At 63.3% G+C, this 20,422-nt stretch carries 19 protein-coding genes and 4 pseudogenes; 13 read left to right on the forward strand and 10 right to left on the reverse strand.

Features of this window, described 5'->3' with window-relative positions:
- Positions 1-110 precede the first annotated feature (110 nt).
- The 3 genes from ACVOMF_RS01780 to ACVOMF_RS01790 are packed head-to-tail and all read right to left on the reverse strand — an operon-like array spanning position 111 to position 1,423.
- Complete coding sequence (locus tag ACVOMF_RS01780; RefSeq protein WP_164170539.1) at positions 111-608, reverse strand: arsenate reductase ArsC; 498 nt, start codon at positions 606-608, stop codon at positions 111-113.
- 12 nt (positions 609-620) lie between these two features.
- Entirely contained in the window at positions 621-1,082 is a 462-nt protein-coding gene (locus ACVOMF_RS01785; protein WP_062168894.1) for an ArsI/CadI family heavy metal resistance metalloenzyme, read from the reverse strand.
- Positions 1,083-1,093: 11 nt separating this feature from the next.
- A complete protein-coding gene (locus ACVOMF_RS01790; protein ID WP_197430008.1) occupies positions 1,094-1,423 on the reverse strand; it encodes an ArsR/SmtB family transcription factor in 330 nt (109 codons plus the stop codon).
- 276 nt (positions 1,424-1,699) lie between these two features.
- Here ACVOMF_RS01790 and ACVOMF_RS01795 point away from each other — a divergent pair, with 276 nt between their 5' ends.
- From ACVOMF_RS01795 to ACVOMF_RS01810, 4 genes are all read left to right on the forward strand, one after another.
- Positions 1,700-3,241, forward strand: a complete 1,542-nt coding sequence (locus ACVOMF_RS01795) for a DUF3363 domain-containing protein (RefSeq protein WP_481507755.1) — start codon at positions 1,700-1,702, stop codon at positions 3,239-3,241.
- 214 nt (positions 3,242-3,455) lie between these two features.
- Positions 3,456-4,799 carry a ferredoxin reductase family protein gene (locus ACVOMF_RS01800; protein WP_062168890.1) on the forward strand — a complete coding sequence of 448 codons (1,344 nt, stop codon included), beginning with the start codon at positions 3,456-3,458 and terminating at the stop codon, positions 4,797-4,799.
- A gap of 14 nt (positions 4,800-4,813) precedes the next feature.
- Complete coding sequence (locus tag ACVOMF_RS01805) at positions 4,814-5,479, forward strand: response regulator transcription factor (RefSeq protein ID WP_062168888.1); 666 nt, start codon at positions 4,814-4,816, stop codon at positions 5,477-5,479.
- Positions 5,480-5,539: 60 nt separating this feature from the next.
- Positions 5,540-6,895: a sensor histidine kinase gene (locus tag ACVOMF_RS01810; protein ID WP_481507756.1), complete on the forward strand. Its 1,356-nt coding sequence runs from the start codon at positions 5,540-5,542 to the stop codon at positions 6,893-6,895.
- A 13-nt stretch (positions 6,896-6,908) separates the two neighbouring features.
- Here the strand turns inward: ACVOMF_RS01810 and ACVOMF_RS01815 are convergent, their stop codons facing one another.
- Together ACVOMF_RS01815 and ACVOMF_RS01820 are read right to left on the reverse strand one after the other, a co-directional pair.
- Positions 6,909-7,616, reverse strand: coding sequence for a VIT1/CCC1 transporter family protein (locus ACVOMF_RS01815; protein ID WP_164170537.1), 708 nt, complete (start codon positions 7,614-7,616; stop codon positions 6,909-6,911).
- 41 nt (positions 7,617-7,657) lie between these two features.
- Complete coding sequence (locus tag ACVOMF_RS01820; RefSeq protein ID WP_164170536.1) at positions 7,658-8,209, reverse strand: cytochrome b; 552 nt, start codon at positions 8,207-8,209, stop codon at positions 7,658-7,660.
- A gap of 310 nt (positions 8,210-8,519) precedes the next feature.
- Between ACVOMF_RS01820 and ACVOMF_RS01825 the strand changes: the two genes are divergently transcribed.
- From ACVOMF_RS01825 to ACVOMF_RS01840, 4 genes are read left to right on the forward strand one after another with little or no spacing between them, the layout of a single operon-like run.
- Positions 8,520-9,743: an efflux RND transporter periplasmic adaptor subunit gene (locus ACVOMF_RS01825; protein ID WP_481507757.1), complete on the forward strand. Its 1,224-nt coding sequence runs from the start codon at positions 8,520-8,522 to the stop codon at positions 9,741-9,743.
- Positions 9,744-9,756: 13 nt separating this feature from the next.
- Positions 9,757-12,852, forward strand: coding sequence for an efflux RND transporter permease subunit (locus ACVOMF_RS01830; protein WP_481507758.1), 3,096 nt, complete (start codon positions 9,757-9,759; stop codon positions 12,850-12,852).
- Entirely contained in the window at positions 12,849-13,169 is a 321-nt protein-coding gene (locus ACVOMF_RS01835) for a DUF3240 family protein (RefSeq protein WP_062168876.1), read from the forward strand. Before ACVOMF_RS01830 ends, ACVOMF_RS01835 begins: the two co-directional genes overlap by 4 nt.
- Positions 13,166-14,464 carry a TolC family protein gene (locus ACVOMF_RS01840; protein WP_481507759.1) on the forward strand — a complete coding sequence of 433 codons (1,299 nt, stop codon included), beginning with the start codon at positions 13,166-13,168 and terminating at the stop codon, positions 14,462-14,464. Before ACVOMF_RS01835 ends, ACVOMF_RS01840 begins: the two co-directional genes overlap by 4 nt.
- Positions 14,465-14,683: 219 nt before the next feature.
- Here the strand turns inward: ACVOMF_RS01840 and ACVOMF_RS01845 are convergent.
- From ACVOMF_RS01845 to ACVOMF_RS01855, 3 genes and pseudogenes are all read right to left on the reverse strand, one after another.
- A pseudogene (locus ACVOMF_RS01845) lies at positions 14,684-14,896 on the reverse strand (arsenic resistance protein); the annotation flags it as partial.
- Between the two features lie 20 nt (positions 14,897-14,916).
- A complete protein-coding gene (locus ACVOMF_RS01850) occupies positions 14,917-15,408 on the reverse strand; it encodes an arsenate reductase ArsC (protein ID WP_303747742.1) in 492 nt (163 codons plus the stop codon).
- A 24-nt stretch (positions 15,409-15,432) separates the two neighbouring features.
- Positions 15,433-15,747 carry an ArsR/SmtB family transcription factor gene (locus ACVOMF_RS01855; protein ID WP_062168868.1) on the reverse strand — a complete coding sequence of 105 codons (315 nt, stop codon included), beginning with the start codon at positions 15,745-15,747 and terminating at the stop codon, positions 15,433-15,435.
- Positions 15,748-15,787: 40 nt separating this feature from the next.
- Between ACVOMF_RS01855 and arsH the strand changes: the two genes are divergently transcribed.
- From arsH to ACVOMF_RS01875, 4 genes and pseudogenes are all read left to right on the forward strand, one after another.
- Positions 15,788-16,528, forward strand: coding sequence for an arsenical resistance protein ArsH (arsH, locus tag ACVOMF_RS01860; protein ID WP_062168866.1), 741 nt, complete (start codon positions 15,788-15,790; stop codon positions 16,526-16,528).
- Positions 16,525-16,944 (forward strand): arsenate reductase (glutaredoxin), encoded by a 420-nt coding sequence (arsC, locus tag ACVOMF_RS01865; RefSeq protein WP_062168864.1) that lies wholly within the window; start codon positions 16,525-16,527, stop codon positions 16,942-16,944. The genes arsH and arsC overlap by 4 nt, the downstream gene beginning before the upstream one ends.
- Before the next feature lie 54 nt (positions 16,945-16,998).
- Positions 16,999-18,201 carry a chromate efflux transporter gene (gene chrA / locus ACVOMF_RS01870; RefSeq protein ID WP_481507760.1) on the forward strand — a complete coding sequence of 401 codons (1,203 nt, stop codon included), beginning with the start codon at positions 16,999-17,001 and terminating at the stop codon, positions 18,199-18,201.
- Between the two features lie 120 nt (positions 18,202-18,321).
- A pseudogene (locus ACVOMF_RS01875) lies at positions 18,322-18,969 on the forward strand (transposase); the annotation flags it as partial.
- A gap of 40 nt (positions 18,970-19,009) precedes the next feature.
- Here the strand turns inward: ACVOMF_RS01875 and ACVOMF_RS01880 are convergent.
- Both ACVOMF_RS01880 and ACVOMF_RS01885 read right to left on the reverse strand, forming a co-directional pair.
- Positions 19,010-19,604, reverse strand: a pseudogene (locus ACVOMF_RS01880) (IS256 family transposase); the annotation flags it as partial.
- Between the two features lie 59 nt (positions 19,605-19,663).
- Positions 19,664-20,164, reverse strand: a complete 501-nt coding sequence (locus ACVOMF_RS01885) for a hypothetical protein (protein ID WP_481507761.1) — start codon at positions 20,162-20,164, stop codon at positions 19,664-19,666.
- Positions 20,165-20,202: 38 nt separating this feature from the next.
- Between ACVOMF_RS01885 and ACVOMF_RS01890 the strand changes: the two are divergent.
- Positions 20,203-20,328 (forward strand): annotated as a pseudogene (locus ACVOMF_RS01890) (integrase core domain-containing protein); the annotation flags it as partial.
- Positions 20,329-20,422 lie beyond the last annotated feature (94 nt).

A 20,422-nucleotide genomic window follows, 5' to 3' on the forward strand; every position in this document is an offset into this window, starting at 1 on the left:
GCTTCAGCCCCCGCCGCCCCCACCCGGCCCGCAACCGCGCCAAGATGCCCCGGGCGGGGGCCGCGGGCCCGCGGCCGGCGGTATCGGCTCCTGCGGTCATCGCGCTGGCCTCACTGGCGGCCAATGTCGCGCAGCTCGCGCTGCAAGGACATGGCATCGAGACTTTTCAGGGGCAGCGACAGGAACAGCTCGATGCGCCGGCGCAGCGTGATCGCGGCGTCCGTGAACGCTTTGCGCTGCTGTTCCTCCGTGCCTTCGACGGCCGCTGGGTCGGGCACGCCCCAATGGGCCGATACCGGCTTGCCCGGCCACAGCGGGCACGCCTCACCGGCGGCGTTGTCGCAGACGGTGAAGATGAAATCGAACACCGGCGCATCCGGCGCCACGAACTCGTCCCAGCTCTTGCTGCGGTAGCCGGTCGCCGGCAGATGCAGGCGCTCCAGCGTGGCGAGCGCCAGCGGATGGACTTCGCCCTTGGGATGGCTGCCCGCCGACCAGGCGTGAAACCGGCCCTTGCCCAGCTCGTTGAGGATGCCTTCGGCGAGGATCGAACGCGCCGAATTGCCCGTGCAGATGAACAGCGCGTTGTAGGTGACTTCAGTCGTCATGCGTGCCTCGCGTCAGCAGCAAGATGCAGCGGGCTTCGCGGCGCGGCCATCGCTTGGCGCACAGCACGCCGCAGCGGCGCCGCTTGCGGGCTGGGATGCTTCGTTGAAGACGGGGATGTTGCCCAGCGTGTGGAAATGCTCCCAGGCCACACCTTGCGGGTCGGTGATCCAGTGCTTCTCGCTGCGCGCGTAGCAGCAGGTCGTGGTGCCTTCGTCGAGCAGTGCCATGTCGGCGGCCTGCGCGCGGGCCTTCAGGCCAGCCAGTTCCTCGGCATCGTCGGTCTGGATGCCCAGGTGGTCGATACCCGGCTTGCTGCCGCGCGTCGAGATGGCGAAGTTGACCGGCGGGTCTTCGAGCATCCACTTCGCGTAGTCGCTCTCGGTGCGCGCGGGCTGCGCGGCGAACAGTTGGGAATAGAAGCCGATGCTGCGGTTCAGATCATCGACGTGCAGGTGGACGTGGAAGCGTTTCATGAGAAGTCCTTTCAGCAGGTGGTGCAGATGGCGGAAGACGGGCTGACCTCGCACACGCCGCCCTGGCAGCAGTGCTCGGTCAGGTAGCCGATCAGGCCGTTCATGTGGCTGTACTCGGCGCGGTAGATCAGGTTGCGGCCCTGCTGCTCGATGGTGACGAGGCCGGCGTGCGCCAGCTCCTTCAGATGGAAGGACAGGGTGTTGCGGGCCACGTCGAGCTGGTCGGCCAGGATGCTGGGCGTCAAACCCTCGGGGCCAGCGACGACCAGGGCGCGGAACACGCGCAGGCGCTGGGCATGGGCCAAGGCACTCAGCGCGGAAACAGCTTGGGTCTCGTTCATGATTCGATAATACAACATTTATTGAATCATTGTGCAAGTCATCAGCAGGCAGAACTGCATGGCGTCCCGGCGTACCGCCGTCGGGCTCGCGGGCTGCGCCCCGCGCTTCGTGCCGAATCGCGGCCATCCGGCTTTGATCCCTGACGCCTCCGGCCCTTGAGGGCCTGCGCGCTCCGCTTGCCAAAAGCCGACTGTGTGCAGTGGGCGGGGTGTGGGCGGTCTTGCTGTTCCCTTCACCGTACCACGGCGTTCTCGCCGTCAAGGGCGGCGCGCGCCATGCGCGCTTGCGTCCTGGCGGCCGTCTGCGCCCTGCGCACCTACACGCGGCACCTCATGGGCCGCATGGAAGCCGACCTGGGCACAGGCCTCGATTGGGTGGCCGTCAACCACTGGAACACCGACAACCCGCACACGCACATCGTCGTGCGCGGGCGCGACGACACCGGCAAAGACCTCATCATCGCGGGCGACTACATCGCCGATGGCTTCCGCCATCGGGCCGCCGAACTGGCGACCGAATGGCTGGGGCTGCGCACCGAACTGGAGATCCAGCAGACCTTGCAGCGCGAGGTGGAACAAGAACGGTGGATGAGCCTCGACCGCACCCTGCAACGCGAGGCCGACGAGGATGGCCGGGTACAGATCGAACGCTTCAACGAACCCCGGCTGCAACGCCAGCGCCTGCTGCTGATGGGTCGCCTGCAAGCCTTGCAGCGCCTGGGCCTGACCGACGAGGTGCAGCCCGGCACCTGGGCCGCCCATGCCGACGCGGAAAAGACGCTGCGTGCCCTGGGCGAGCGTGGCGACATCATCCGAACGATGCAGCGGGCCATGCGCGGCCAGCCGCGCGAGCTGGCGGTGTTCGAGCCGGCCGACGACGGCCGCACCATCGTCGGCCGCGTGTCTGCCAAGGGGCTGGCCGACGAACTGCATGACCGCGGCTATCTGGTCAACGACGGCGTGGACGGCAAGGCCCACTACGTCGCGTTGAACGCCCGCGACAAGCTGGCGAACTATCCCACTGGCGCGGTGGTGGAGGTGCGCGGTTCCGCCGAGGTGCGGGCGGCCGACAAGAACATCGCCGCGCTGGCGAGCGATGGCCTGTACCGCACCGATCATCACCTGGTGATCGAGCAGGGCCGGGCCAAGCCCGGCCGCGACCCGCAGGAAGTCGTCGCGGCCCACGTCCGCCGGCTGGAAGCCCTGCGCCGTGCCGGCATCGTGGAGCGCGTGGCCGAAGGGCTATGGAAGGTGCCGGACGGCCTGCCCGAGCAGGGCCGCCGCTACGACGCGCAGCGCCTGAGCGGTGTGGCCGTGGAGCTGAAATCGCACCTGCCCATCGAGCGGCAGGCCCGCGTCATCGGTGCCACCTGGCTGGACCAGCAGTTGATCGGCGGCGGCTCGGGCCTGGGCGACCTATGCTTTGGTGCTGAGGTCAAACAGGCGATGCAGCAGCGCGCCGACTTTCTGGCCGAACAGGGGCTGGCCGAGCGGCGCGGCCAGCGCGTGATCCTGGCGCGCAATCTATTGGGCACGCTACGCAACCGGGAGCTGGCGCAGGCTACGAAGGACATTGCGGCGAAAACCGGACTGGAGCATCGCCCGGTGGCCGATGGGCAGCGCGTGGCCGGCATCTACCGGCGCTCCGTCATGCTGGCCAGCGGGCGCTACGCGATGCTCGATGACGGCATGGGGTTCAGCCTGGTGCCGTGGAAACCGGTGATCGAGCAGCGAATGGGGCAGCAGCTTGCCGCGACGGTGCGCGGCGGCGCGGTGTCATGGGAGATTGGGCGGCGTCGGGGGTCAACCATTTCTTGAGTCAAGGTAATGCCACAAGCCGGTGGGAAAAATTAGATCCTATTATTGATGGTTGATCAATCCAAAGCATTACCAAAGGTTGGGATGCCAGAATTAAAATTTTCTGTAATTTCGGATACATGGTCACATTCAAAGGCACGCTATCGCGTTTCTGGATTGATGGTTTCAGACCAGCACCGCATGCGCCTTCCGCAGAATGTGGGGAAAATCCACGATGAAGAGAATAATTTGGACGTTCTGGTTTTTTGCGCTGGCATTGAGCGCTCTATGGCTTTTTACCGATACGCTCTGGCCTGCGCAGTCCAACTACTTCGCCCTGCGAACGGTATGGATTCAATACAGCGGCGTACTGGCCATCGGCGCGATGTCCGTGGCGATGGTGCTGGCCACGCGCCCTGCGTGGTTGGAGCCCAGCTTGAACGGACTGGACAAGATGTACCGCCTGCATAAGTGGCTCGGCATCGCCGCTCTGGCCGCTGCGACAGTACACTGGCTGTGGGCGCAGGGTACCAAGTGGGCCGTAGGCTGGGGCTGGCTGACGCGCCCGGCGCGCAAGCCCCGCGCAGCGGCTGATTCAATGGGCTCCATTGAATCGGCGCTGCGTGGCTGGCGCGGACTAGCCGAGGACTTGGGCGAATGGGCCTTCTACGCCGTCGCGGTGCTACTGGTGCTGGCTTTGGTTAAGCGCTTCCCCTACCGGCCGTTCGCCAAGACACACCACTGGATGGCAGCGATCTACCTGGTGCTGGCCTTCCACACCTTGGTGCTTGTGCAGTTCTCCTATTGGGCGCAGCCCGTGGGCTGGGCTTTGGCTATGCTGCTGGCGAGCGGCACGGTATCGGCGGCGTGGGTACTGCTGGGCCGGGTCGGTGCGCAGCGCACCGCGCACGGTGTCATCGAATCGCTGCAGACCTACCCTGCGCTGAACGTGCTGGAAACTACCCTGCGGATGGACCCGGGCTGGCCCGGCCACCGGCCCGGGCAGTTTGCCTTCGCCATGTCCAACCCGAAAGAAGGCCCGCATCCCTACACGCTGGCCTCAGCCTGGGTGCCGGAAAACCGGCGCATCACCTTCATCACCAAGGCGCTGGGCGACCACACCCGCCGGCTACCGGAACGCCTACAAGTTGGCGACCGGGTGACGGTCGAGGGGCCTTACGGCTGCTTCACTTTCGACGACGGACGTGCCCGCCAGATCTGGATCGGCGCCGGCATCGGCATCACCCCATTCATTGCGCGCATGAAGTATCTGGCGCAGCACAAAGGCCAAGACGCACGCCCCGTCGATTTGTTCCATCCGACGAGCGACGCTGATCCGCAGGCCATCGAGAAGCTTCGCGCCGACAGCCAGGCGGCCGGCGTGGCGCTACACCTGTTCATCGACAAGAAAGACGGTCGCCTGACGGGTGAGCGCCTGCGTGCTATGGTGCCAAGTTGGAAAGACGCCAGCGTCTGGTTCTGCGGCCCCACGGCCTTCGGCCGCGCGTTGCGCGCCGACCTGCTGGCCCAGGGGTTGGAGCCGGAAGCGTTCCACCAAGAGCTTTTCGAGATGCGCTGAATGGAAGAAAGCACATGCGCATATTGATCGTGGAAGACTCGCAAACGCTGGCCGAAGCCCTGAGCCAGAGCCTTCAGTCGGAAGGCTATGCCTGCGATACAGCAGCCGATGGCGTGTCCGCGCTGAAGTTTCTTGCCAGCTACCGGTACGACGCCATCATTCTGGACTTGATGCTGCCCCGGCTGGACGGCTTTGGCGTGTTGCGCACATTGAGCCGGGAGGCCCATGCCGCACCGGTGTTGGTGCTCTCCGCGCGCGAACTGCTCGACGACCGGGTGCGGGCCTTGGATGCGGGTGCCGATGACTACCTGACAAAACCCTTCGAGCTGGCCGAGCTGCTGGCTCGCCTGCGGGCGCTGGTGCGGCGTCCGCCGCAACGGGACGTTCCAGTTCTGCGCCACGGCGATCTGGAGGTCGATCCGCGCTCGCGCACCGCGAGATTCAAGTGCATGGATCTTGGGCTCACGCCGAAGGAATATGGACTGCTCGACTTGCTGCTGCGTCGGCGCGGCGCCACGTTATCTCGCCCGCAGATTTTTGAACATTTGTACGACAGCCGCAGCGATGCATCGGACAAGGTGGTGGAGGTGATCGTCAGCACCCTGCGAACCAAGCTCGCCCAGTGCGGCCTGGATGAACTGATCGTGACACGACGTGGCTTCGGCTACATCCTGCCCTGAACGATGGTACGCCCCGATTCCGAAGCCCTTTCTGATGCGAGTCAAGGCGGATCCTGGTCCTTGCAGCGGCGGCTGGCTGCCAGCCTGGTGATCTGCATTGGAGGAACCTTCGCGATCCTGTTTCCCGTTCTCGACTACTGGATCGACCACGAAATCTACCGACGGATGGACACCACCCTGATGCAACGATCGGCGGCGGTGGGGCGCGTGCTGAAGGAGTTGGATGCGAGACAGCTCGAAAGCCTCATGCCGGAATACGAGCCTAGCGGGCATACCGAGTTCTTCACGGTCTTTGATTCGCAGACCCACCGGACCTTGCTGCGTTCGCCCAGCAGTGCTGGGGCCGAGCTTGCACTTGGGCCACTGGAGCAAGGCACCCCGCGCTATTACGACGTGACACTCCCGGATGGCCACGCGGGTCGCGCGCTGGCGACGCGCATATCCGTAGCTGGCGAAAAGTCCCGGCTGCTGGTCGTGGCGACTGAACGCAGGGATTGGGATCAAACCGAGCGGCGCATCCACTTCGCGCTCCTGGGCGGTATCGTCCTGGCGACGCTCCTGGCCACGGGCCTAGCGCTGCTCATGGTTCGGCGCATCGTGGTCATGCTGGAGCGCGTCGGCGTGCAACTGGCCGACCTGCGTACGGATCGGCCGATTGCGCGGATCGGAGCGGACTTTCCCCGCGAACTGCGGCCGTTTGCCGAAGCCTTCAATCAGGGCTTGCATCACCTGTATGCGGCCATTGTCCGCGAGCGCCGCTTCTCCCGCGACGTGGCCCACGAGTTGCGCACGCCCCTGGCGGAAATCCGCATCAGCGCAGAAAGCGCTTTGATCGATGCCGACCCGGCCCGAATCCAGCGCGCCCTGAATGCAACGATCCAGGCCAGTTCACGCATGCAGCGCAGTGTGGACACTCTGCTGTTGTTGGCGCGGCTTGAGTCCGGTCAACACACACTGGTGCTGGATCCTCTGGATCTAACAGCTTTGCTGCAAGAGTTACTGGCGGGACTCAACGTCCAGCAAATGGCACCTAAGTCACCCATCCGCGTGACTTTGCCTGAATCGGCATGGGTGCAAAGCGATCAGGGCGTGATCGAACGCATCGTCTCCAACCTCTTGCGCAATGCCATCGAATACGCGCCCGAAGGCGACGACATTCAATGTCGGCTGGAGCGCGCGGCTTCCGGCTGGATGTTGACCATCGTCAACACAGCTCCCAATTTGCAGGCATCCGATCTGGATCAATTCGGCCTTCGCTTCTGGCGCAAGGATTCCGAAGGTGGCACGGCGCACCACGCCGGGCTGGGACTTGCACTGGCTCTGGCGCTCGCGCATGCCATAGACCTGCCGCTGGCGTTCTCACTGGACAACGGTCGGCTGTCCGCGCGGCTTGGCCCTTGGCCACCGCTGCTCTGACATTGACACAGATCTACACCGCAGTGCCGAACATGGCTCCCACGCCCGCTGTCACCGCCATGGCAAATGTGCCCCAGAACGCGACGCGCAGCGCACTTTTGAAGAGCGGCGTACCACCCACGGCAGCAGCCGCAGCGCCGAGCAGGGCCAGGAAGACAATCGCCGTCGCGACGGTCCAATAGAGCAGGCTCTGCTCCGGCGCCAACAGAACCACGGCCAGCGGCATGGCTGCACCCACGGCGAAGCTTCCAGCGGACGCCATGGCGGCTTGCAGCGGGCGAGCGCTCAAGGTTTCAGAAATGCCCAATTCATCGCGCGCGTGCGCGCCCAGCGCATCATGCGCCATCAATTGCGTGGCGACCTGATCCGCGAGTCGATGATCCAGGCCACGCCGGACATAGATGGCCGTTAGTTCCCGATGCTCTGCTTCCGGACTGTTTTCCAGTTCATCACGTTCCCGCGCTAAATCCGCCTTCTCCGTATCAGCTTGTGAATAGACCGACACGAACTCGCCTGCAGCCATGGACATGGCACCGGCTACCAACCCCGCGATGGCCGTGGTCATGATGCTGGCATGGCTTGCATGGGCAGCAGCCACGCCTGCAACTAGGCTGGCCGTGGAAATGATGCCGTCATTGGCACCCAGAACAGCGGCGCGCAGCCATCCGATATGTTCAGTGCGGTGACTTTCAGGGTGGGCGCGGTGGTGAAATTTTGTCATTGGAAAATCAAATCCATGTGAAGCAGCCCAAGGCCAGCAGTTCAGGGACGATGACCGGGGAGCATGCGAACCAGGGTGGTGTCACGCATGACGTAGTGGTGCAACAGCGCCGCCATCGCATGCAATCCGATCAAGACATAGCCCAATGTCGCCAGCGCCTCATGGACATCCTTGAGTTGGCGCGACAAAGCAACGTCGGTGCCGATCAGAGACGGAATGGGCAAGCCAAACAGAACAATCGGCTTGCCCGCCGCACTCAAGGTGAGCCATCCGAGCAGCGGCATGGCGAGCATGAAGCTGTAGAGCGCATAGTGCATGACATCGGCGAGCGTGGCCTGCCAGCGTGGCATGGGTGGTTGGATCGCGGGCATCGCGCCCGCCTGGCTGCGCACCCAGACACGAATAAGGACGATCACCAGAACGCTGAGGCCCAGCAGGTAGTGCAAGGACTTCATGGCGTCTCTCAAGGCGCCCTTGGGTGCCAGTCCGCGCAGCTCCATGCTCGCATAGACCGCGATGATGAGAAGCACGGTCAGCCAATGCAGTCCTATGACCAAAGGACTGAAACGGTATTCGGAATTCCTGAAATTCATGGTGTATGGATGCGATGTTTGAGGTAGCAAAGGCGCACCGCTGGCATATCAGAGCAAGTTACTGATAAATCAGTTTATCGATTGCTTGCTGCTCAAAGCAGGCGTTTCGCCGAAATACATCGTACTGAGCAAATTTCGCTTTCTCCAAAGCCTTCTCAAAGCTTCATCGAAGAACATGAGCCGATCTTTTATAAGAGATCGACCGCATGTTTCGCCTCATTAACCTCGCGCACCGCTCCATATGCGACGGATTTTCAATCCCCGCTGTGTGCTTTCTACTCTGCTCTACGTCGTTTGGGGCGGCACAAGCATGAGCTTCCCGACCTTGAAAACGGCGGGCACAGCCAGCCGAACTAAGACCTTGGCCTTGTCTGTCGTCAGTGTGGCAGTTCTGGCTGCCGTAGGGTACGGCTGGTGGGCTCGGACAACGCAGCAGACAACCGTAGCCGATAAAGACGCGAGCGAGGCTGTCGCCCAACCGAACGCTGGCGGCGTTCACCTCAACGCCGCTCAGCTTCGCGCGCAGGGTGTAGAAACCGCACTCGTCAAGGATGCCGCAGTGATACCGCTGGATGGCTTACCCGCGCAGACGGTGGCACCACTCTCGGCCAGCGCGCAGGTCGTGGCGCCATATGGCGGTGTGGTGACGCGCGTTCTGGTCGATGAGGGCGCCGCAGTGCGCCAAGGACAGGCGCTGGCGCGCATCCAGAGCAAGGACGTTCTGGCGTCGCAGGCTGATCTGGCGCGTGCCCGAACCGAAGCGGCGTTGGCCGCGGCGCAGGCCCGGCGCGATGCCACGCTCCTGGCCGAGGGCATCATCCCAGCCACGCGCAACGAGCAAACCCAAGCGCGCGCGGCGGCTGCGCAAAGTACGTTGCAAGAGGCCAATGGCGCCCTCGCACGGCTTCGACCCGTTAGCGGCGGGCAGGCCGGCGAGTATGAATTGCTGGCGCCTTTGTCCGGGCGGGTGATGCGCCGTCACCTGAGCCTCGGGCAGGCGGTCGCGCCGCTCGACATCGCCTTTACAGTGGCTCAGCCTGGCCCTCTGGATGTCAGCGTCGCGGTTCCGCTGCGCTGGCGCTCAGATCTCCACCCAGGCTTGGAAGTGCGTCTTCCCGATGGCACGATCGCTCGCGTGACGGCTGTTGGTGGCGACACTGACCTCAGTAGTCAGAGCCTGCGGGTACGTGCCCGCGTCGATGCAGATCAGGCAGGGGCAGACCGCTATGCGGCCGGGCAGCAGATCAGTGTCGCGCTGTTGCTGCCAGCACCGCAGGGCACCTTGAGCGTGCCATCGGCCGCACTGCTGCCAGCGGGCAGCGCCCACGTGCTCTACGTTGCTGAGCCGTCATCGCAAGACAAGCAAGGCGACCTACGCGTCCGCGCTGTTCCGGTGCAACTGCTGGGGCAAGACGAATCAGAGGCGTCAAGCGCCGTGCGTGCCGTTTCGCCAGACACTGCGCCGCTTGCGGCAAGCATGCAGGTCGTTGTGCGCGGTACGGCACTGCTCAAATCCATGATTCCATTGCAATGAGGGGCGACCACGCATGTTGTCCCGTCTGATTGAATTCTCCCTGCGCCAACGTGCGCTGGTACTGCTTGGCGTGCTGGCTTTGGCGGGTGCGGGCCTGGCGGCCTTCCTGCAACTGCCGATCGACGCCTATCCAGATATTTCCCCCACGCAGGTCAAGCTGATTATCAAGGCCCCTGGCATGACGCCCGAGGAGGTGGAGTCGCGCGTGATCACGCCGCTGGAGATGGAGTTGCTCGGCGTGCCGCGGGGCGTGATGCTGCGCTCCACGGCCAAGTACGCCATCGCCGACATCACGCTGGACTTTGCCGAAGGCAGCGACATCTACTGGGCGCGTCAGCAGGTGGCTGAACGCTATGCCGGCGTTTCGGGCAGCCTCCCCGAAGGCGTCAGCGGCGGGCTGGCGCCGATTTCGACACCGCTGTCGGACGTGTTCATGTTCACCATCGAAGGCGGTGGCCTCACGTTGAGCGAGCGCCGCGCCCTGCTGGACTGGACGCTGCGCCCGGCTCTGCGCACGCTGCCCGGTGTTGCTGATGTCAACGTGCTGGGTGGAGAAGCCAAGAGCTTTGCTGTGGTGCCGGATCGCGCACGGCTTTCCGCTGCGGGCCTCAGCTTCTCTGATGTCATCACGGCGATCGGCCGCAACAACCGCAATGACGGTGCGGGCCGCCTGGATGCAGGCGAAGACACGCTGATCGTGCGCGCCGAAGGCGCGATCCACACTTTGGACGATTTATCCCGTCTGATCCTGCGCGCGGGGGCCAATGGTACGGCCCCAGTTCGCCTGGGCGACGTGGCCCAGGTGCGCATCGAAGGCGTGACGCGATATGGCGCCGTCACCCGGGACGGCGCGGGCGAAGCGGTGGAAGGCATCGTGGTGGCGCTGCGCGGGGCCGATGCCTCGGCGCTGGTCAAAGCCATTCGAGCCCGGCTGGACGAGGTGACTCCCAGCCTGCCGCCCGGCGTCAAAGTGGTGCCGTTCTATGACCGCAGCACGCTGATCGAGCGCGCCGTGGGCACGGTGGAAAGCGCCTTGCTGGAAGCGACGGTACTGGTCGTTATCCTGCTGCTTCTGTTCCTCGGCGAGCTTCGCGCCGCGCTGGTTGTGGCGGTGATGGTGCCTTTGGCGGCACTGGGCACCTTCTTGCTGATGCGTCTGGTCGGCATGAGCGCTAACCTGATGAGCTTGGGGGGCCTCGCGATCGCCATCGGCATGCTGGTGGACGCTGCCGTAGTGGTGGTGGAAAACGCCGTCAGTCGGCTCGACCCGCACGCGCCCAGTGCGCACCAGCCGCGCCTGCACCGCATATTCGCGGCGGCGCGCGAGGTCGCCGTGCCCGTGGCCTCCGGCATCCTCATCATCTGCCTTACCTTCATGCCCCTGCTCACGCTGCAAGGGTTGGAAGGCAAGCTGTTCGTGCCGGTGGCGCTGACCATCGTGTTCGCCCTGGGCGTCTCGCTGCTGCTGTCGTTCACGCTGGTGCCTGTGCTGGCCTCGCTGCTGCTCAAGGAACACGCGCACACCGAGCCGTGGGTGATGCGCTGGGCTACGCGCCTGTACCAACCGCTGCTGGAGGCTGCGCTTCACCACCCGCTACGCGCATCGGCAGTCGCCATCGCGGCCCTGGCATTGGGTGTGGTGGCCTACCTCGGCACGGGCAAGGCGTTCATGCCGACGATGGACGAAGGCGATATCTTGCTGCAACTGCAAAAACCGCCGTCCATTGGGCTGCAGCGCTCGCTGGAGATTGACTTGGCCGTGCAGAAGGCCATCAGTGCGGCAGTGCCCGAGGTGCGGCACAGCATCGGGCGGGTGGGCTCGGACGAGCTGGGGCTCGACCCGATGGGCCTGAACGAAACCGACCTGTTCATGCAGCTCGCACCGCGCAAGGATTGGCATGCAGCCGACAAGGAGGCCTTGAGTGCCGAGATACGCAAGGTGATGGATGCCTTCCCCGGCCTGGAATTCGGCTTTACCCAGCCCATCGAGATGCGCATCTCAGAAATGCTCACCGGCAGCCGGGGCGACGTGGCCGTCAAGCTGTTCGGCCCTGATCTGCAAACACTGGGCGATCTGGCGCAGCGCATGGCCGCTCGCATCGAGAAAGTGCCCGGTGCGCGCGACGTGCTCACCCAGGCCAGCGACAGCGTGGAATACCTGCAGGTGAAGGTGGATGCGCAGGCGGCGGGGCGCGCCGGGCTGGCCGTAACACAGGTTCAGGACGAGTTGCGCGCGCAACTCGAAGGCGTTCCGGCCGGGCTGGTGATCGAGCCGGACAGGCGCACGCCCATCGTGGTGCGCGGGGATGCCCGGCTGCGCGGATCGGCCGAGCGGTTCAAGGACTTGCAGCTCGCCCGTGGCGATCAGGGCGAAATCCCCCTGGCCTCGCTGGCGCGCATCGCCACCACCGATGGCCCCGTGCTAGTGCGGCGCGAGAACGGCTCGCGCTTCGCACTGATCCAGTCCAGCGTGAGCGGGCGCGATCTGGTCGGCTTCGTGGATGAAGCGCGCGCAGCCGTGGCGCGCGACGTGCCGCTGCCGCCCGGCTATCGCGTCGAATGGGGCGGGCAGTTTGAGAACCAGCAACGTGCAGCGGCCCGCCTTGGCATGGTGGTGCCGGTGGCCCTGGGGCTGATTTTCTTCGTGCTATTCATGACCTTCGGCTCGGTGCGGCAGGCCGCGCTCATCCTCGGCAACGTGCCGTTTGCCATGGTCGGCGGCGTGGCGGCGCTGTGGCTATCGGGGCAGTACCTGTCGGTGCCTGCTTCGGTCGGCTTCATCGCGCTGCTGGGCATCGCCGTGCTCAACGGATTGGTGCTGGTGACGCACTTCAACCACCTGCACGCGCTGGGCCTGCCCATGGAACAGGTGGTGCGTGAAGGTTCTCTGCGACGGCTGCGCCCCGTGCTGATGACGGCTTCCATCACCGCTTTTGGTCTGGTGCCCCTGCTGCTGGCCAGTAGCCCTGGCTCTGAGATCCAGCGCCCACTCGCCATCGTGGTGATTGGCGGGCTGGTCAGCTCCACGGCGCTGACCCTGGTCCTGCTGCCGGTGCTGTACCGGCGATTCGGCCAGGCCATCTCCTCACAACAAGGAGTCCATGCATGAACGGATTGAAAGAAGCGCAACTGGTGCGCCTGAATCTGGTATTTCCACCCACGCTCGAAGACGCCGTCACCGATGCCCTGATGGCCGACCCGGTGCTGCCAGGGTTCACCCTGTTGCACGCCGAAGGGCATACCGGCGACTTCGCGCGCGCGTCCATTCGCGAGAAAGTTCGCGGCCGTGTGGATCGGCGCGTCATCTGGGTGTTGATCGAACCCGAACGGCTGGAACAGGTTCTGGCGCATCTGCGCCAGCGCATCGCATCGAGCGATGTGCGCTGGTGGGTGGAGCCGGTGTTGGCAAGTGGAAGACTGGTATGACGAATAAAAACAAAGGATGCAGCCTGGTGCTGCCGACTGGTTCCGTCATGGTGGCTATCGCGGCTTTGACATTTCATCCCGCGCAAGCGCACGCCGATGATCTCTCTTGGCTGCCTCCGCAGGTGCAAGTCGAAGCGGCGATGAAAACCCAGCCGGTCGTGAATGCAGCAGCCGCTCGCTTGGACGCGGCTGCTGCCACGCAAAGCGCCCTTGAAGCCGGTAGCCACGAGTTTGAACTCAGTAGCGGCCTACAACGTCGAAACGTGACCAACGAAGCGCGTCGCTACAACGAATGGGAAATCCAGCTCAGCCGTGCTGTTCGCTTGCCAAACAAGGCACGTATAGATCGGGACATCGGTAGCCGCACCCGCAGAGTGGCCGATATGCGCCTTGAGGATGCCGAGCACCAAATGGCAAGGCGACTGTTGGAAGTCTGGGCCGGATGGCTGCGCAGTTTCGTCGTAGCCGACGAGATGCAAGCGCAGGAAAAGTTGCTTATACGTGAGCAGGAAGCAATGGCCCGCCGCGTGACCCTGGGCGATGCCGCGCAGCGGGACAGCGACGTTCTGCAAGCCGAACGCGCAATGCTTGCTGCCCAGGTTAGCGCTGCGCGCGACGCAGAACGGGCAGCACGACAAACGGTAGTGATCGAGTTCCCCGGCATTGAGATTCCCGCACGGCCATCCACGCTGCCAGATCCCGATCCCTTGCAGGGCGGGGTACAGGAGTGGCTGGCGCGAATTGTGCGACAAAGCGTCGAAATCGGCATTGCCGATGGAGAGGCAGCTCGCCTTGCCAAGGTGGCCGAGCGAGGTCGCGCCAACCGCACGCCCGACCCCACAGTCGGGGTACGCATGATGTCTGAACGCGGCGGGGCGGAACGTGTCATTGGCGTTGTCCTGACGGTGCCATTTGGCACAGACTATCGCAGTGCAATGGCTGCCACGGAAAGCGCCAATGCGGCGGCCGCAGAGGCGGAGGCGCTCGGCGTGCGGCGCGCGGTGGAGCAAAGTGCGTGGGTCGCCGTGCAGGCTGCCGACAGCAAGCGCACACAGTGGCAGTCATTCGCGCAGGCGCTGGCCGCGCAGACCACGGCCAGCAACCGCACGCGGCGGGCTTGGGAATTGGGAGAGGCCTCCTTGGCCGAATACCTCTTGACGTTGCGCAACCTGCGCCAGACACGACTCGCCGAGGCACAGGTTCGCGTCGATGCGTTGCAAGCATCAGCACTGGTGCGTATCGACGCGCATGCGCTGTGGCATTCGAAGGAGGCACATGCCGATGCCCCCCAATGAATTCCGACTACTGGGCAACGCCCCACTATCCAACGCACCATTCGCACCTCGATTCTTAATCACTCATTTAGCGCTACCAGCGGGTGCGGCGCTGATCATCAGCAGTCTATTGATGGATGGCGGTGGGGACTTCTGGGTCGCCGATCATCTCTATCGCTTGCAGGGCAGCCGATGGGCTTTGCGGGATGCCTGGCTAACCAACAACCTGCTGCATCGGGGTTCCTCGTACTTCACCTTGGCCAGCGGCGGATACATCATCAGAATCAAGCCGATCGCGATCGGAATGTTGGTCGACCCTATCGAAAGGCTGTTCAACGCGTTGGGCACGCCCTCGAACAACGCGCCCAGGCCGACGCCGAGCGCCATGGCGGCGAAGATCCAGAGCGTGAGATACCGGTCCAGGAAGGACAGGCGGGAGGTTTCAGTAGTCATGGGAGTTTCCGGGAGGACGGTCAGTTGATCTGCGCAATCTGATCGAGCTGTGCCTTGAGAGCTTTACGGTCATCCCATGCCCCGTCAGGAATCTCCAGGAAGGCCTTCAGGCGGGCCTTGATGATCTGATGTGCCCGATCGAATGCTTCAGCCTTCTGTGCATCCGAGCCTTCTACGCCGGCCGGATCGGACAAGCCCCAGTGCACGCGCACGAAATCGCCAAACACGACCGGGCACGCTTCGGCAGCCGCGCTGTCGCACACGGTGACTATCAGGTCCATGGCAGCAGCATCCGCTTCGGCAAATTCATCCCAGGACTTGCTACGCAGGCCCTCCACCGGGAAGCCCTCGCGCTGCAACTGAGCAATGGCGAACGGATTGACCCGACCGGCCGGCTGGCTGCCTGCACTGAAGGACCGATAGCGGCCTTCGCCCCACTTTGTCAGGGTCGATTCGGCCAACACGCTGCGCGCGTAATTGCCGGTACAAAGAAAGAGAACACGACGGGTCATTTTGGCGAACTCTGGGATATGGGGTCAGCATCCTGCGGGGCGTTCACAGGCCTGTTCCTCTGCACAGCAGTTTTCAGTCAGGTAGGCCACCAGCTCGTTCATCGCCACGAACTCGGCTCGGTAGCAGATGGTCCGGCCACGTTGCTCGGCGCTGATCAGTCCCGCAGCAAGCAGTTCCTTTAGGTGGAAAGAGAGTGTGGCGCCAGGCAAAGAGAGCGCATGCGCAATATCGCCAGCCAGCTTGCCGACGCTCCCCGCCTGAACCAGGAGGCGGAAGATCGACAGGCGGGTGGCATGACCCAGGGCAGCCAAGGCGTGGGTTGCTTTTTTGTGTTCCATGATTCTAGAATAATCAAATTAAAATGACAGGACAACCCCCGTGCAGCAGATCCCTAACGTGGTCTCGGGTGCCTTGGACATCCCCACGGCCGCCAAGCTCAGCGATCCGGTCGCCCAGCCACACCGACCACGCATCCTGATCCTGTATGGGTCGCTGCGCCCGCAGTCGTTCAGCCGCAAGCTGGCGCTTGAGTCGCAGCGGCTGCTGGAGCAGCTTGGGGCGGAAACCCGCCTCTTTGATCCACATGAGCTACCGATGCTTGACTCGGTGCCGGCCACTCACTCGAAGGTGCAGGAGCTGCGTAGGGCCTCGCTGTGGTCAGAAGGACACGTGTGGATCAGCCCGGAACGCCACGGCACCCTTACTGCAGTATTCAAGAATCAGATCGACTGGCTGCCACTAGAAGAGGGCAGCGTGCGACCCACTCAGGGCCGGACGCTGGCTGTGATGCAGGTCTGCGGCGGTTCTCAGTCGTTCAACGTGGTCAACGCGCTGCGCGTGCTCGGCCGTTGGATGCGCATGGTCACGATCCCGAACCAATCCTCGGTGGCCAAGGCCTGGCAGGAGTTCGATGACGACGGTCGAATGAAGCCTTCGGCGTACTACGATCGCGTCGTGGACGTGATGGAGGAACTGATCAAGTTCACCCTTCTGGTGCGCGGGCGTAGCGACTACCTGGTGGACCGATACAGCGAGCGCAAGGGGGCCGTTGAGGCGACGGCGCTGGCCGCTGCCGCAGGCGTGGTGGAGACCGTTTTGAACAAAGAGGAAAGTGCGTGAACGCTGTCATCTATCACAACCCCAACTGCGGCACTTCGCGCAATACTTTGGCACTGATTCGCTTCGTCGGCATCGAGCCGGAAGTGATCGACTACCTGGCCAACCCACCCAGCCGTGCGCGCCTAGTCGAGCTCATTACGGCGGCGGGGTTGAGCATGCGCGATGCCATCCGGCAGAAGGGGACGCCGTATGAAGCGCTCGGGCTAGGCGACGCAGGACTGAGCGACGACGCGCTGCTTGATGCGATGCTGGCGCACCCGATACTCATCAATCGTCCTCTCGTACAAACCGATAGGGGTACTCGTCTGTGCCGGCCTTCGGAAGTGGTGCTGGAGATCCTGTCGCCGCTGCCCGGGCCGTTCCGAAAGGAAGATGGAGAGCTGGTGACCGGGCACGCCGGAAGCTCCACGCCGTGATCCCAGTGCCTGGCTGGGCTTGCCGCCGCTGAGAACCACAGGAGGTCATGGTCCATGTCGGCGCTCGATCCCACAACAAGCGACAGCGCGTGGCGCGTCTTCCTGGTATTCCTGCGGCTGGGGCTGACGTCGTTCGGCGGTCCGATCGCCCATCTGGGCTACTTCCGCCTCGAGTTCGTCGAACGCCGCCGTTGGCTGACGGACCGTAGCTACTCTGATTTGGTGGCCCTGTGCCAGTTACTGCCAGGCCCGGCCAGCAGCCAGGTTGGGATGGCGTTGGGCTTGCGCCGCGCTGGCTGGTCTGGCCTGTTGGCTGCTTGGGCTGGCTTTACGCTGCCTTCGGCCGTGCTGATGATCCTGTTCGCTTTGGGGGTTGCCAAATACCAGGGCATCGTTGAATCCGGCTGGCTGCATGGCCTGAAGATCGTGGCAGTTGCTGTGGTGGCTCAAGCAGTATGGGGAATGGCCCGATCCCTGTGCCCGGACCGTCTGAGGGCAGGGATGGCGCTTTTTGCCGCTGTGTTGACTTTGTCCATACCCTCGGTCGTCGGCCAGATCGTGGTGATCATCTTCAGCGGACTGCTCGGTCGCTGGATGCTGAAGATCGAACCTGCTTCCGGCCAATCAGACGGCGGCTATCCCGTCTCGCGAAGAACCGGCACAGTGGCACTGGTGCTACTGGTGCTGCCGCTTGTTCTGCTGCCCGTGTGGGCGGTGGTTAGCGGCTCCCCCTTGGCCGTGCTGTTGGAGGGTGTGTACCGCGCTGGCGCCCTGGTCTTCGGCGGCGGCCATGTCGTGCTGCCGTTGCTGCAGACCGCGGTCGTCCAGAGCGGCACCGTGAGCACGGCGGATCTCCTCGCCGGGTACGGTGCGGCGCAGGCGGTGCCGGGCCCTCTCTTCTCCTTTGCAGCGTATCTGGGGGCTATGGCCGAGGGGCCGCTGGGTGGCTGGGCAGGCGGCCTTGCACTGCTGGTGGTCATTTTCCTGCCAGCCCTTCTTGTGCTCGTGGGGGTGCTGCCGTTCTGGGAGTCCCTGCGCCACCGCAAGGATCTCCAAGCTTCGATTGCAGGCGTCAATGCCGGGATAGTCGGCATCCTGCTGGCGGCGTTGTATGACCCGGTGTGGACGAGCGCGATCCATGACCGATGGGATATCGCGATGGCACTGGTCGCATTCGGGCTGCTGGTCGTTGCGCGTGCTCCGCCGGTCCTGGTCGTGTTACTGGCTGCCATGGCGGGTTGGGCGATGACGTGGTAACGCCGCCAGTTCGGTGAGGCGCGTTTTGGCAGCGCAACCTAACGTCTGCTTCTGGCCGAGGCTGTGTGAAAACCCCTGCGCCACTGGCAATATCTCAGCACCATTCGGTTGGTGCTGAGCATGAAGCGATTCGTCGATGGCGTTGATCGATCACAGGGGCTTTTGTTGCCTGATCGGCTCGAAGATTACGTCCACGAAGACAATCCGGTGCGGGTGGTCGATGCTTTCGTTGACGCGCTCGATCTGAGTGTCCTGGGCTTTGGGACCGTCGATCGCGCCGCTGGTGGCCGGCCCGCTTATCACCCAGCCGCGCTGCTCAAGATCTACATCTACGGCTATCTCAACCGCATCCAGTCCAGCCGGCGTCTGGAGCGCGAAGCGCAGCGTAACCTCGAACTGATTTGGCTGACCGGGCGATTGGCGCCGGACTTCAAGACGATCGCCGACTTTCGCAAGGACAACGGCACCGCCATCATGTCAGTGTGCAGTCGCTTCATTGCACTGTGTCGGAACATGAAGGTCTTCTCGCATGCTGTGGTTGCGATCGACGGAAGCAAGCTCAAGGCCGTGAACAGCCGAGAGCGGAACTTCACCACCGGCAAGATCAAGGCGCGTCGCGAACTGTTGGACCAGAGCGTCGTGCGCTATCTGGCCGAGCTGGATCGGGCTGATCGTGATCCAGCGCTGCTGCCGGAGGGGCGCGTCCCCCATCTGAAGGACAAGCTGGCGAAGGTACGTGATCAGATGAAAACGCTCGATGCCATCGAACAACGAGCGTGTGCAGATTTTTGTGTAAACGGGATTCGGGTTACAGCTGAGGGAGCCGCCCCTCAAACTGGATGGTAAATCGGTTCAGGGCTGCCTTCCAATCACGGATGGGTAAGGTCCATCGTTTGCTGATGTTGCGCAACGCGAGGTAGAGCAGCTTGATGAGAGCTTCGTCGCTCGGAAACGCGCCGCGGTGCTTGGTTAATTTTCGTAGCCCCATGTTCACCGACTCGATTGCGTTGGTTGTATAGATAACCTTACGGATCTCGGGTGGATAGTCGAAAAATGGGGTTAACCGTGTCCAGTTACGCCGCCAAGACTGGCCAATCGGCAGGTACTCCTTGTCCCAGCGTGCCTCGAACTCGGTGAGCCGTTGCTCAGCTTCCTCGGCGGTGGCGCAGGTGTAGATGCGCTTGAGGTCGGCCGCCACTTCTAGTCGCCACTTCCACGACACATAGTTAAAGCTGTGCATGACCATATGCACGATGCATAGTTGCACCGTGGTATACAGAAACACCGCATCGATAGCCTCAGGAAAGCCCTTCAGACCGTCGAAACAGGCGAGAAGACCGCGATTACGCAGCTCCGTCACGACTTGCAACCCGGACTTTGCGCCCTCGGTTTTCGGCTAACCACGTTGTCTGCACGGCAGTCACGCAACGGGACCTCAGGAATTTCCTCCCCGTCGAGAGCGCTAGTGCGACTTTTTAGCAATCTTCGTCCGTAGCGTCAGGCCGTGCTTGACCTCAGCGTAGAAGTTGTAGGTCTGGTAAGTCGGACCTCTTAGGAATCTAAGCCGAGACAAGAATTCCGTCGGCTCGCTCACGCCATCAAGCAGGACGAGCAGCTGAGGCACACTTAAGAACCAGGAGCCGAAAAATGGATCCCGTTTCTTGAGGCCAAGTTCGCTCCACGAGCTCAAATGATCGATCAACGCCGGCAGCATCTTTTCGTTCAATTCCTTTAGCGTTTTCTTGTGCAGCTTCTGCGCCTCGCTGTCGATCGCGTTGTACCTCGCTGGAAGGATCAGCGGAAGCAGCTTGCTTAGTGTCGTACGGTCCTGAAAAACGCCAAAGTCGAACAAGGCCACGGCGATACGGTCGACGTCCTGCTCCTGCTCCTGCCACGTCAAGTCGTGGTTGGATTCGGTTAAGTGGAGTGTCACGTCCCGCCGCAATTGCACTTCGTGTCCCATGGCTTGTTCTTGCGCAGCGATAGCACCTGGCCACGACGTTGTTCGACACCATCAAGCAGGTGCAGGACAAGGCCACACGCTGGCTATGGACGTACAACCACGAGCGCCCCAACATGGCGCTCGGTGGCATCACGCCATCAATGAAACTGGCGATGGCCGCATAGTTCCACTTTTGGCAGTCGTTAAAAGCGGGAGGATTACCGGGTTATACGCAGGCTTGTTACTGCCTTGGAAACGAGGGGGGAGGGGGGGCGTCAG

This window comes from Stenotrophomonas sp. STEN022 (genome assembly GCF_056760155.1).